Below are 13,220 nucleotides of genomic sequence, written 5' to 3'. Positions count from 1 at the left end.
GCGAAGCAATTATTTTCTACTCCGCGAGCTGCGCATCCTTAGCGGAGCGCTTTTCCTACTTTCCGACAGCTCTCACAGAGTCCCCGACGATCAGCTTTCCGCGTATCATCGCGGAGCTGAAAGGCATATTGGGACTGCGAAGTCTCTGTGTCAGCAGTTCCATTGCCTTACTTATCATTACACTCAGATCTATTTCATAACTTGAAAGTTCAATACTCTTGTTCATATCGGGTACATAATTATCAAATCCGATGACAGAAATATCCTCGGGAACTTTGTATCCTTTTTCTTTCAAATGCTCGATAAGCAAGAGCGCAGCTACATCACAATTGCAGAAAAATGCTGTCGGCATCTCTTTTGCCGAAGGAAGCGCAAATGTCCCCTCTGCGTCAAGATTACCATATTTATCTCTGTCATTGATCACCAATGGATTATCCCTAAACTCGACATCCAGACCTGCAGATGACAGAAACTTACACATTCCTATATACCGTTCATCAATACTTGGAGTCACCTTCAAAGTACCGACAAATCCAATCTTCCTGTGCCCTTTATCAAACAGATACCTTGTGATCTCATATCCTCCGAGAATATTATCGGTTATCACCGCATCACCTTCTATCTCCTCATATAAGGAATCCAGCGAAAGCATCGGTATCTTAGCCTCACTTCTAAGCATACGAAGATATCCGACATTAAATGCTCCAAGAACTATCAGCCCATCCACACTTTCCTGTGCAACGAGATTGGGAACACTTTCAGACTCTTCTGCCTCTCTGTTTATAACCTCTAAAAGAGTAAGGATTCTTTTATCATTTGACTGCACCGATAATTCTTTATAAATATGCCAGTAGAATGACCTGCTGTGATTCAGATACCTTTCTGCCACTATCACGCCTATTACGGTATTCTTTTTTGGATGATGGCTCTTTTCCCTTCTGACATATCCCAATTCATCAGCAAGATTTATTATCTCTTCACGCAGTTCATCACTAACGCCTTTTTTCCCGGCAAGAGCCTTCGACACGGTAACGCTGCTTACGCCAAGCTTTTGTGCAATATCAGACAATGTAACATCACTTTGCATTATTATCCCTCAACTCTTTTATTGATGTCCTTTTTACAACATTAGAATCCACCTCAAATATCGTCCCCGCAAGCGACGGATCCTCTATCTCGTTAATGACCTGCTCCACTGTGAGTCTGGCCATCTTGACAAGATCGACGTTGTAAGTTGTAAGCTTTCCTTCAAGATCGCTGTTAAGCAGGTAATTGTCATAACCGACAATCGATATATCTTCCGGAACACGTTTTCCCTGCTTTTTAAGCGCCTCATATAACAATCCGGCAGAAAAATCACTGCTGCATGCAAATGCTGTGGGCAGTTTCTTGGGTAGCTCTATCATAAGAGTTTCGTCATTTCCGCTCCTATCCGGCAACAGCCAATCGCGATTCACTTTAAGGCCGTTCTCACGCATGCACTTCTTGTATCCATAGTATCTGTCAATTATATTTCTGGAATAATCAAGCGCTCCGACAAATCCTATCTCTTTATGCCCCGCTTTAACCAGTTCCTTGGTAGCTCTGTACATTCCGTAATAATTTCCCGACAGAACTGAAGAGTAATTACCTGTCTCAATCTGCTGATCCATGAAAACTACCGGCACTTTAACTGCCGCCAGCAGCCTGCTAAGAAACTTTTCTTTTATAGGTCCTATTATTATCACTCCGTCAGCATCCGTTACGGGCGGAAGTATCTCGTCATCATCGTAATCTTTGACTATACTAAGCGACGTAAAGCATTCATTTTCAGAAACCGCATAAGCGACCTTCTGATACATCTCCCAGTAAAAAGAAGCGCCTATATAAATATATCTCTCTGAAACGATAACGCTTATGGTCTTTCCGATAAGTTCCGGATTATCAACCTTTTTAGGCGTAGTCTTCCCGTATTTACTGTAGTCAAGCCCCATCTTTGCCGCACATTCTTTTATCTTCGTGCGCATTTCAGCACTCACTCCGGGCCTGCCCGCCAGTGAATTAGATACTGTAACAACAGATACTCCCAGGCTGTCAGCAATATCTTTTAGTTTTACTTTCTGTTTTGGTCTCATCTGTTATCCTCCGGCTTTTATTATGAATTAAATTAACTTAATAATCAATCCATAATAGTTTAATAGGGAAACACCAATAAAAATCAGCGTTTCCCAAATTATTTTTATACTGCTGTAATTTTGATGAACTGCGCTTCAAAGTCCTTGCTTCCCGGAATCAAAAGTCCCGCATTCATCAGCACATCTCCGTCATAAACTTTTCCGTTTACGTCATATTTCCGATCAGAGTCAAGCCCTTCAAGCCTAAGTAATCTGCTTCTTGAATATGGCTTTGAAAGTACCTGCATATATATCATAAAAGCTTCTTTTTTATCTTCGGAAACTATCATATATGCATCATATTCTTTATTTTCTCTGTATGACGCTATCCTGTAATACTCTCCGTCAAGGATCAGTCTTCTTATGCTTTTGTATCTGGCAATCTGCTTTGGAATCTGCTTTAGTTCATCTTCTGAAAGTTTGGTTACATCAAGCTCGTATCCAAAAGTCCCAAACATGGCCGCCACAGCTCTCGACTCAAAAGAGACCTCTCTTCCTGAAATATCATTGGGGCTTTTTGCGACATGAGATCCTATCGCAGATACCGGATAAAGCATTGCAGTACCTTCCTGTATCGAAAGACGTTCAACAGGATCCATATCATCCGAGCACCATATCTGAGGGCTGTAATACAGCATTCCCGCATCAAACCTGGCTCCACCCGAAGAACAGTTCTCAATCAGAACATATGGAAATTCCTTGGTTATCTTTTCCTGAATCTCATATACGCCAAGGACGTGTCTGTGCCATATCTCCCCCTGCCTGTCGGATGGAAGATACTCAGAACCGACGTCGGAAAGGGACCTGTTCATATCCCACTTAATGTACACAACAGGAACTTCACGAAGTATTTTGGCCATACTCTCATAAATATAGTTTCTGACTTCGGGATTGGAATAATCTAAAACCCACTGATCACGTGCTCTGGCCGGTGTTCTTCCAACTTGATGAAGCACCCAGTCGGGATGTTTTTTATATAGATCTGTATCTTCACAGACCATTTCCGGCTCGAACCAAAGTCCGAACTTCATATCTATCTTTTTAAACTCATCGGTCAGCCCCTTTAGGCCGCCTTCCAGCTTATCTTCATTGACATACCAGTCTCCGAGCCCTCCACTTGGCTGATTTCTGTTATATCCAAACCAGCCGTCGTCAAGAACCTGAAGTTCTATTCCGCACTGCCTTGCCGTCTTTGCAATATCAAGAAGCTTGTCCTTATCAAAATCAAAATATGTTGCTTCCCAGTTATTGATAAGTATAGGTCTTTCCTTGCTCACCCAGTCTTGTCTTATCAGATGTTTTCTAAAAAGCTTATGGTAATCTCTTGTCATCTTTCCAAGGCCGCAGGATGAATAGACGAGAGCCGCCTCCGGAGTTTGAAAAGAGTCTCCGGGTTCAAGCTTCCATGAGAATGTCTCGGGATTTATTCCAATGACCATCCTTATCTGGTCGTGAGCATTTTTCTTTACCTTCGCCATAAAATTGCCGGAATAAATTAGCTGAGAAGCATAGACTTCACCGCTTTTCCGGTCGGTATTTTTGGATACGACAGCCATAAAAGGCATGGAATCATGACCTTCTTCGCCTCTTGTCGACTCCGCTGTAATAGCCGCATGATTAAGAGGCGTCCTTTCAATTATGTGCTCTCTTGCCCATGCGCCGCACTGCGTTATAACTTCGCAGTCCCTCATCTCAAAGTCAAGGCAGGAAGACATAGCTCTTTCTATACATAATATTTTCGAGCCCCTATTCTCGATAAGTGCAGAACGTATTACGGCATCACAATCATCAAACACAGTAAAAGACAAAGATACCACCAGACCACAAATCTCATCTTCCAGCCTAACAATAAGTGTTTCGGCATTATCTCCAAAGCACGTGGGAAGTCCCGCAACCTTTGCTTTCCCTTTTACAATCTCATAACTCTTGTATGACAGGTCACACCCTATCTGTCCCGCATCATTCTTTACCGCAATGCAGCACTCCCTGAAGTCACCGATTCCGCCGCAAGGATACTCAAGCTGTATCGCATCCATGAAGCCAAGCTGCTCCGCAGGCCTGATTGACGGAGGAACAATCTCATCAGGTCTTAGTAGATACGAAAGCTCGCCGCTTCTTATCTTTTTGCCGTAATAGATATGTGAAAGATACTTCCCATCCACTACTCCAAGAACATATGATGTATTTTCCGTATCAAGTTTCCATGTACGCTCGCTGTCGTTATACACTATCGCCATCTTCCCTCCAATCTCTTTATCGTGATGTCGCGCCGATTCTGCTTTAAGATACTATTAATGATAACAGGTAAAAACTGTTTTTGTCTTCTTCCGAGGCACTTACTATTTCTATATCCAATGTGTGATCTTTTCTTTCGCTTTCATTTAGCACCTGCTGCAAATAAAGGCAATCGCCCCAGTCTTCATCAAAATTTGAATCAAGGACAACAGCTTTTTCCCTGCACCCGTCCAAAACTGCCAATGCAACGGGTGCCGGTCTTTTTATTGTCTTTCTGTATTGAACGGCAATCGTCCTTACGTCGCTACACTCAAAGTGAACGGAATCACCTGTTTTGGTAGCTATCCAACCATTTTTAAAAAAGTCAAGATGTCCTTCTTTTTCTCTCGCATCGGCTCTAAATCCCGATAATATCGGACTACTGTTTTCAATGGTATATCTTAAAGAAGCTTCAAAGCGATTTGCTGTTACAGGTTCTTTTCCCTGATCTCTTTCACCCGCAGGTACATCCATACCGCATATTTCTCTGATCTTATCCGTTATCTCTTTTGCCAAAAGTTCGTGTCCGAGATCATTGGGATGTAGTCCATCCGGTGTAATGTCATCTCTTCTATATATCCCTTCAATCATCCTCTTGTATATTGTATCTTTGATACTCACGTTGGGAATTCCGTAGTGCTTTCCGACTTCTAAATGTATATCCTCTGCTGTTCTGCCATCGTCATAGTACACATTGTTAAGCAGCAGCATTGCAGGCTCTGTATCCGAGTACCATATCCGCCTGATCAGTCCCTCGTATGTCTCTTTGAAAAGATCTGTCGGATCATCATTCACTGAAAAGTCTACTATCACAAAGTCAGGTCTGTACATAAGCAGATCCTTATAAACTCTGGACACTCCAAAACATGAGGATGTTCCGCCTATTCCGGCATTCACATAATGAAACTTCGCATTCGGAAACTCTTTTTTAAACCAGTCAAAAACTCTGTGCGCATAGCACAGCTTAGGCTCAGATGACAAAGATCCTTGAGTAATCGAGCCACCAAAGAACCCAAGCACCAGTTCTTCACCCGCTTTGGCTCTATCAATCAGTTTTTTTATCCGCTTTATTCCTTCTACTTCATTCATATCTTTTTAACCTCATACAATTTAGGTAGATTTTCTTTTGTTACAACATTCGGGCTGTTATATACATCTTTCAAAAATTCAAATGTGTTATATTCTTCTGTTCTGCAAAAATCCAGAGACCATGTCATAAAGCTCGCCCATCCTATATGTTCATTGTGAACATCCTCGGGATTCGGAAGAACACCTACTTCCGCAAGAATCATGGGCTTTTTCATCTCGGTTATTTCTTTAAGTTCATTATACTGCCCGGAATATGCTGTATGGACATGCTTATCGGTATAAAGGTCGACCGATATCACATCTACAACGTCGTCTCCCGGATAGAACTCCTTAATATGCGAGTTCCACACCCAGATAAGATTGTTAAGATGATGTACGCCCACAAAGCGCTCATACATTATCCTATACAGTTTTTTGACGGATTCGGCACCTTTTGCTCCCCACCAGAACCATGTTCCGTCGCTCTCATGGAACGGTCTCCACAAAATAGGGATTTCTTTTTCGCAAAACGGCCTCAGTATCCCGGCCATTACGTCAAGATCCGAGAGCAATGCATTATATTCAGCCGTACCCTCAGTTGCAGCTTTTTCAGGGTCAAAAGAAGTATTCTCTGTATAAAAAGCCTTAGACCTGCCGTAAAGAGGCGAGAACCAGTGCCATGTGAATGTGATAAGTCCATGTTCATCAGCCCATTCCCAGGCTTTCTTAAGCGTTCCGTTGTTGTGAACGATCTCATCCATACACTCATCATCTGTATCGAGATAGTTGATATTCGGTGAATAAGACAAAAGTTCAAAGCCCAAAAGCGCCGGCTTCTTTCCCGTCTTTTCCTCTATAAGCTTAAGTTCTTCCTGTTCCATCGTCTGCGTATGCTGCCCGGTGATCATCTTTTCATATGTGATCTCGGCCAGATATTTGAGCACATTTCTTGCGCCCTGCTGCATATTCGCGTTACTCGGTTCATAAATCTTGTCACTCATACAATTCCTCCGGTAAAAATTCATTTTAGGTCATTCCGTGATAAGTCTATTTTTCACTCAGTGAATATCAGCAACACTTCTGACCGTAAGATTATTGGCATCTCCCCTGATAATACGGACAACTTTTACTCCTGGATTCATGTCAAAAAAGTTGTCAGAGAACACCAGATCGTCATTCTCATTTCTTATTTCTACATTTTTGGCAAAAGCCTTTGCACTTATTTCTATCTCATTTTCCGAGATCATTCTTACTGTGAGCCCCGGATCTTCAAAACGGAAATATTTCGCCGGCACAAAAAGAGCCGTGCCTTCCGACACCACCTCGCCCTCTTCTATGGCCTTAAAGGACACATAACAGGAATATATGTCGATTCCGGGGAAGCTTTGCTCAGTCACCCACTTTGAAGAAAGCGGAGAAACAGTTACATCGACGGTACCCGAAGTTTCGATTTCAAGTCCTTTTCCATCAATCTCTTTTCCAAAAGCGTCTCTAAATTTCCACTCCACAGTAAGCTTTCGCTCCGTCATGGTCTCATTGGAGATATTAAGCTTTATCGCAGGTATGAAGCTGCTATTTTCGGAATTTATCTCAATGCCTTCGGATACAGTGCTCGTCTCCTCACAGCTAAGAAGCACGGGCGCAAAAAATCTCTTGGCATAATAGTGCAGTGCCTTCCATCTTCCGTAATAGTCAACAGAAGCCCAGCTTATAACAGGCCAGCAGTCATTTAGCTGCCAATACAAAGTTCCCATGCATCTTCCCCTGTTTCTCCTAAAGTGCTCAACACCGTATCGTATCGCTTCTCCCGACAGAAGCTGAGATGCATAAATCAAAGTGTCAAAATCCGTAGGATACTTGAAAGTTGCCTGCATGTACTGCATTATCTTGGAATTGGCAGATTTGTTCCTCTGGTGCTTTTCCATATTATAGGAAAAAAGATTGTAGTCTTCTTCGCTTGTCATTACCGTTTCCAGTGTCTTTTTTGACGGAAGAGCCTGGAAGCCAAACTCCGACAGATATCTGAAGAAGTACTTTCTGTACTCGGTAAAAGGTTTTCCGTCATGCCATACCTGCCAGAAGTGAACATCTCCGCGGTCAAAGTCGTTGGGATCGTCAAAAGATTCTCCCGACGACGGACTGGATGGCCAGTATACCGCATCAGGTGCATATTCTTTTACCCACTTAGGAAAGAGATATTCATACATCTTGATATAATCTGCTTTTTGCTTATGAGTCTTAACCCATACTCCGTTTTTTACGAACATCTCCATTTCATTATTGCCGCAAATAAGAGCAAGGCACGCATGATCCGCTATTCGTCTTAAATTGTCTTTTATTTCAAGCCTGATATTCTCTTCAAATTCCTCGGTAAGGTCATAGACACCGCAGGCAAACATCATATCCTGCCATACCATGATCCCAAGCTCATCGCAGATATCATAGAAAGCATCATCCGGAAAAAAGCCGCCGCCCCAAACCCTGATGGAATTGAAGTTGGCCAATTTACAATCTTCAAGTAGTTTCCTTGTTCTTTCGGGTGTCATTCTTGTCAGATAGTTATCTTCCGGTATATAGTCTGCGCCAAAAGCAAATACATCAAAACCGTTTATGCAGTGCGAGAAACTCTCTCCCCACTCATCTTTCTTTCTGTTTATGGTAAGAGTTCTTAGGCCGATTCTTTTTGTCAAAGAATCAAGCTCCGTATTTCCCAGTTTTAAACTCACTTTTAAGCTATAGAGATTTTGTTCTCCGAATCCCGCCGGCCACCAGAGTAACGGCTCTTCGACGAAAATTTCATCGCCTGATCTGTAATCTTCATACGTAAGCTCTTTTCCATGTGGATCTGTAAGACTTACATCACAGGAAAGACCTGTATCATCACCGGAAACTGCCCTGTCTATAAAAATACGTAGCCCGACTTTACCGCCTGAGTGTCTCTGATGAATCCTGACATTCTCGATACGCGCAGTATTTATTTCAAGAATATATACAGGTCTGAAAAGTCCTGCATCAGGAATTCTCGGCCCCCAATCCCAGCCGAACATGTAATGAGCTTTTCTTATGTGGACAAAGCCCTCCATGGCATCTTCCGTTCCGTCGCACTCACTTTTTCCGTATGCATCCTTTATATATTTAAGAGGTGAGTGGATGCAGACCTTTAATTCATTGTCTTTTTCCTTTAATAAATCTGTGATATCAATCCTGTATGTCCTGTGCATGTTGCAGGCACATAGGATTTTGCTTCCGTTTAGATACACCTCCCCAACGGTATCGATTCCTTCGAATACAAGCTCTTTTTTCAAAGATGACATGAGAGCATGACCGGCATCGAACTTAGCTTCGTATTCATAATCCTCTTCCATCATTTTCAGGGCAAATTTCTCATTGTCTGCCACAAACGGATTCGGAATTACTCCGTTATTCTGAAGTGTATAGAGAACGCTCCCCGGAACCTCTGTCCTGTACTTACTGCCATCGGATACCCTTTTCAGTATCCAGTTATTTATTGCAAATTTTTCCATCTATTGTCTCCGTATTTACTGCATCTCTCATCTAATCTTATTTAAGTGATGCCAAAAATAATGCTCCTTTTATTCCCTGCTGCCCCATAAGTCCCGCCGGTGTTATATAACTTTCAATATCCTGCATCTCTTTTGTATCAATATATCCGTTCAGATAGGAAAGAGTTTTCTCACGGATCATGGGAAAGAGCTTTTCTATATGCATGACACCACCTCCGAGTATAATCTTCTCAGGGCAATAGCAACATATATATTGCATCAATGCCTTTCCGATGTAGTCTGCTTCCTGCTCCCAAACGCTCATATCATCAAGCAAATGCTGCGGCTTTTTGCCATAGTGAGCCTCTATTGCAGGTCCCGATGCCAGTCCTTCAAAACAGTTCTTATGATACGGACAGATTCCTTCAAAATCGTCTCTACCGCTCACAGGCAAAAGAATATGCCCTGCCTCGGGATGGAGCGCTCCATGGAGGAGCTTGCCTTCAGCATAAACTCCCACTCCGATTCCGGTACCTATTGTTATGTAGATTACGTTTTTCAGCCCTTTTCCGTTTCCATATTTGACTTCGCCCAGACATGCCGCATTGACATCGGTATCTATTGTCACCGGATAATCTGCTTTACCTAAAGCTTCCATCCATGAAAAACCCACCCATTCCAGTTTCGGGCTTTTCCCAATTTTTCCGTAACTCGCCGAGTTTTTGTCAAGGCACACGGGGCCGAACGCTCCTATTCCCATGCCTTCAATGTCATAATTTCCAAAAAAATCCATAATCTCAGGAATTGTTTCCCTCGGACTTCTCGTTTTTATCTCTGTAATATCTACAATATTTGACTTGTTGTCCCCAACTGCCAAAACCATCTTTGTTCCACCTGCTTCTATCGCGCCAAACATCTGCATTCCCCTCCGTTCTTATCAAAAAAACTCAATCCATATTTTAATTAAATTAACTTAACTCAAATATAGCGCGTTTGTATTTTACTTAAATATTGCACATATCAATCTTTTTTTCAATAGCTTTTTTATATCATAGGAAAGCAATTTGATATAAAAAAGAACAGCTTCTCTTTTTTCGAGAAGCTGCCCTAATATTATGCAGGATTATTCTCCATATTCCTTGCTTTCCATATAAGACATCCAATTGCCATACCAATAAGCGATGCTATAAGTGAAGGTATGATAAACGGTAATGAAGCAAAGATAAGAAGTGATTTTGCCGCTATGATAAGCAGTAATACTCCCGGAATACAAAAAGCCAAACACATAAGCCATTTCTTTGCATTCCTGATCTTATAACCGTACCACGCAGATGCTATCAGTAAGCTTACAGGAATTATGAATCCAAAGCACAAAATAAAGAAGAAGATAACATCACCTGCGTCTACTGTCCCTGATACAAACCATTCAAATATACAAAAAATTGTTGTGACCGCCACCAACAAGACCGGCCAATGTTCCTTTAAGTATTTCATACACCCTTCCTTTCTGTTATCCCCAAATAACAATCACCATTATATCTGCCAAACAACAGAAAGGTATGAACCCTTTGTGACTTATTTTTGAACATTATATTTAGTATAGAATTTCACTGACAATCAGACTAATCATCAACATCAAAGTTCTCAAGAATACTGCCCTTCTTGCAAGGTCTCGTATCTCCGTGCTTTACCATAAGCATTGTGGCAAACGCAAGTCCCGAGAATATGAACGAATAAGGGAACAACGTCTTGTAAGAAATATGCTCGAGCAGATATCCCGAAAATACAGGAGTAAATACCTGCGCCGCCATGGAAAACGTATAATACATTCCGGTATACTTTCCTATCTCATCCGCCTTGCACATCTCAACAACCATCGGATAAGAATTGACATTGATGGCCGCCCAGCCTATTCCCACAAATGCAAAAAAGGCATTTATTGAAAAAGAAAAGTGCGGATAAAAACCTGTAATTATGAAACTTGCCCCCATCAAAAGGATTCCGGCAAGAATGGTCTTTTTTCTTCCTATCCTTGCAGATATATAGGCAATCGGAATGTAACTTAATGTAGCCGCAACCGTCGCAACAAGAAGACATGTAGCGTAATCATTGTTATGAAGATTCCACACCTCTCCGACAAATCGCGAAAAAGCCGTAGTCACCGCATTATACGCTGTATACCAGAAAAATACCGAGACCAGAAGGAAAATCAGACTTCTTTTTACTTCAGGAGGCATACTGCTCTTGTCTTTATTTTCAGAAACCTCTTTTTCAAGCTCTTCTGCGAAAGACTTAAGTCCACCCTGATCTTCGATTTCTTTTTTTATTTTCTTTTCATTTATGGTAAAAAACAAAACTCCGACCGACAGTACCATGCATATAATGATGCTGATGACAAAAGGCATGTAATCTGTCTTTGCGGGATCGTCAGCTTCTTTTAACATAACTTTGGTCATTACAAGAACAAAGATTCCGCCAACCGTTCCCATGAGATTGATTATCGCATTTCCGGAACTTCGAAGCGGCGCGGGAGTTAAATCCGGCATAAGCGAAACCGCCGGCGACCTGTAAATTCCCATTGCAAACAGAATAAAAAGAAGTCCAAACATGAACATCAGAAGATTTCCGCTCTCTCTTGCAACCGCGATAAGTGCGTACAAAAGAGAAACCGAAAGTACTGTTCCTATAAGTATATATGGCATTCTTTTACCGATCCTACAGTCCGTCTTGTCAGACAGATTTCCGAATAGGGGCAAAAGAAAAAGCGCAAACACGTTATCAAGTGCCATTACAACACCTGTCGCAGTCTCACCGAGTCCAAAGCTGTACTTTAAGATCTTTGGGATCTCGTTGTCGTAAAACTGCCAGAATGCGCAGATTGAAAGAAATGCAAATCCGATTAGTATTGTTCTCTTGTAGTTAAGTTTCATTTCTGTATCTCCATATAACTTTTGTTCATTATATTATATATGAAGAGTACGCAATATAAAACAGGAAGACTGCCAAATGAGACAGTCCCCCTGCATTTATACGAATTTTTTTATATCATCATCTTATAAATCTTAGTACAATCATCTTCATTTAAAGTCACGAAACCGCTTATGCTTCCGTCTCTTCCGTCGCCTCTGCAAAGAACCTCGACAAGCTTAGGAATATCTTCTTCCTTTGCGCCAAGCTCTTCAAAATTCTTTGGCATTCCTATAGATATCAGGAAGTTTCTGAGTGCTTCGATTCCTTCTTTTGCCGTAACTTCAGGATGATCAAAGTCCATCTGACATCCCCATACTCTTGTTGCGACCTTTGCAAATCTCATAACATCATGATCCATTACATAGTTAAATACCGCAGGCATCGTAACAGCAAGCCCTGCGCCGTGTGCACAGTCATATAACGCAGAAAGCTCATGCTCGATATTGTGGCTGTTCCAGTCCTGACTTCTTCCGACGCCGCAGGAATTGTTATGTGCCATCATGCCTGCCCACATGATATTTGCTCTTGCCTCGTAGTTGTTCGGATCTTCGATTACTCTCGGTGTCTCATGCTTCATTGTAAGAAGAAGCGCCTCGATCATTCGGTCAGTAACTTCAACATCCTTGGTATTTGTAAGATATCTCTCGTAGAGATGTGCCATTATATCTGTAGCACCGGCAGCAGTCTGATAAGGCGGGAGTGTCTGAGTAAGTGCGGGATTAAGAATACTGAACTTAGGGCGAAGAGCATCCGAGCCAACGCCCCTCTTAAACATTCCCTCTTCTTTTGTTATAACGGAATCCGGACTTCCTTCACTGCCCGCTGCTGCGATCGTAAGAATTGTTCCTACGGGAAGCGCCTTCTCAATAGGCTTTTTGCCCTGATAGAAATCCCAGAAGTCTCCGTCGTACAGAGTTCCTGCCGCGATAGCCTTTGATGAATCTATAGTACTTCCTCCTCCGACGGCAAGAACAAAGTCAATCTTCTCTTTCTTACAAAGTTCAATTCCTTCATATACAAGACCGCTTCTTGGATTTGGCTTTACTCCGCCAAGTTCCTTATATGAAATTCCCTCTTTTTCAAGAGATTTTTTTACCCTGTCCAAAAGTCCGCTTCTTATGACGCTTCCGCCGCCGTAATGAATGAGAACTTTACTTCCTCCAAATCTTTTTACATACTCCCCCGCGCTGTTCTCGGTGTCTTTGCCGAAAACAAAATAGGTTGGCGAATAAAAAGTGAAATTATCCATTTT

The 13,220-nt window shown here is 42.0% G+C and carries 10 protein-coding genes; all 10 read right to left on the bottom strand.

The window, feature by feature from the left end:
* Positions 1-55: 55 nt before the first annotated feature.
* The gene (locus T356_RS0115630) at positions 56-1,087 is read right to left on the bottom strand and encodes a LacI family DNA-binding transcriptional regulator (protein ID WP_026515302.1); all 1,032 of its coding nucleotides are present in this window, start codon (positions 1,085-1,087) and stop codon (positions 56-58) included.
* Positions 1,077-2,114: a LacI family DNA-binding transcriptional regulator gene (locus T356_RS0115625; protein ID WP_026515301.1), complete on the bottom strand. Its 1,038-nt coding sequence runs from the start codon at positions 2,112-2,114 to the stop codon at positions 1,077-1,079. The genes T356_RS0115630 and T356_RS0115625 overlap by 11 nt, the downstream gene beginning before the upstream one ends.
* A 104-nt stretch (positions 2,115-2,218) precedes the next feature.
* Entirely contained in the window at positions 2,219-4,390 is a 2,172-nt protein-coding gene (locus T356_RS0115620; protein WP_026515300.1) for an alpha-galactosidase, read from the bottom strand.
* Positions 4,391-4,433: 43 nt separating this feature from the next.
* Positions 4,434-5,516: an SGNH/GDSL hydrolase family protein gene (locus T356_RS0115615; RefSeq protein WP_026515299.1), complete on the bottom strand. Its 1,083-nt coding sequence runs from the start codon at positions 5,514-5,516 to the stop codon at positions 4,434-4,436.
* The gene (locus T356_RS0115610) at positions 5,513-6,496 is read right to left on the bottom strand and encodes a glycosyl hydrolase (RefSeq protein ID WP_026515298.1); all 984 of its coding nucleotides are present in this window, start codon (positions 6,494-6,496) and stop codon (positions 5,513-5,515) included. Before T356_RS0115610 ends, T356_RS0115615 begins: the two co-directional genes overlap by 4 nt.
* Positions 6,497-6,553: 57 nt before the next feature.
* Entirely contained in the window at positions 6,554-9,019 is a 2,466-nt protein-coding gene (locus T356_RS0115605; protein ID WP_026515297.1) for a beta-mannosidase, read from the bottom strand.
* Positions 9,020-9,056: 37 nt separating this feature from the next.
* A complete protein-coding gene (locus T356_RS0115600; protein WP_197020930.1) occupies positions 9,057-9,914 on the bottom strand; it encodes an ROK family protein in 858 nt (285 codons plus the stop codon).
* Positions 9,915-10,111: 197 nt separating this feature from the next.
* A complete protein-coding gene (locus T356_RS0115595) occupies positions 10,112-10,492 on the bottom strand; it encodes a hypothetical protein (RefSeq protein WP_026515295.1) in 381 nt (126 codons plus the stop codon).
* Positions 10,493-10,620: 128 nt separating this feature from the next.
* On the bottom strand, positions 10,621-11,928 hold the full coding sequence (locus T356_RS0115590; RefSeq protein WP_026515294.1) for an MFS transporter: 1,308 nt from the start codon (positions 11,926-11,928) through the stop codon (positions 10,621-10,623).
* Positions 11,929-12,038: 110 nt separating this feature from the next.
* Entirely contained in the window at positions 12,039-13,217 is a 1,179-nt protein-coding gene (locus tag T356_RS0115585) for an iron-containing alcohol dehydrogenase (protein ID WP_026515293.1), read from the bottom strand.
* Between the last annotated feature and the right edge of the window lie 3 nt (positions 13,218-13,220).

The organism is Butyrivibrio sp. LB2008, assembly GCF_000621565.1.
In the GTDB taxonomy this organism is placed as follows: Bacteria; Bacillota; Clostridia; order Lachnospirales; family Lachnospiraceae; genus Butyrivibrio.
Note: the sequence above shows the minus strand (reverse complement) of the source record. Positions and strands in the feature narration are given on the sequence as shown.

Excerpts from the sequence above, each read along its gene's own strand:
- T356_RS0115595 (WP_026515295.1), bottom strand. The coding sequence starts at position 10,492 with ATGAAATACTTAAAGGAACATTGGCCGGTCTTGTTGGTGGCGGTCACA.
- T356_RS0115600 (WP_197020930.1), bottom strand. The coding sequence starts at position 9,914 with ATGTTTGGCGCGATAGAAGCAGGTGGAACAAAGATGGTTTTGGCAGTT.
- T356_RS0115615 (WP_026515299.1), bottom strand. The coding sequence starts at position 5,516 with ATGAATGAAGTAGAAGGAATAAAGCGGATAAAAAAACTGATTGATAGA.
- T356_RS0115625 (WP_026515301.1), bottom strand. The coding sequence starts at position 2,114 with ATGAGACCAAAACAGAAAGTAAAACTAAAAGATATTGCTGACAGCCTG.
- T356_RS0115630 (WP_026515302.1), bottom strand. The coding sequence starts at position 1,087 with ATGCAAAGTGATGTTACATTGTCTGATATTGCACAAAAGCTTGGCGTA.
- T356_RS0115605 (WP_026515297.1), bottom strand. The coding sequence starts at position 9,019 with ATGGAAAAATTTGCAATAAATAACTGGATACTGAAAAGGGTATCCGAT.
- T356_RS0115610 (WP_026515298.1), bottom strand. The coding sequence starts at position 6,496 with ATGAGTGACAAGATTTATGAACCGAGTAACGCGAATATGCAGCAGGGC.
- T356_RS0115620 (WP_026515300.1), bottom strand. The coding sequence starts at position 4,390 with ATGGCGATAGTGTATAACGACAGCGAGCGTACATGGAAACTTGATACG.
- T356_RS0115585 (WP_026515293.1), bottom strand. The coding sequence starts at position 13,217 with ATGGATAATTTCACTTTTTATTCGCCAACCTATTTTGTTTTCGGCAAA.
- T356_RS0115590 (WP_026515294.1), bottom strand. The coding sequence starts at position 11,928 with ATGAAACTTAACTACAAGAGAACAATACTAATCGGATTTGCATTTCTT.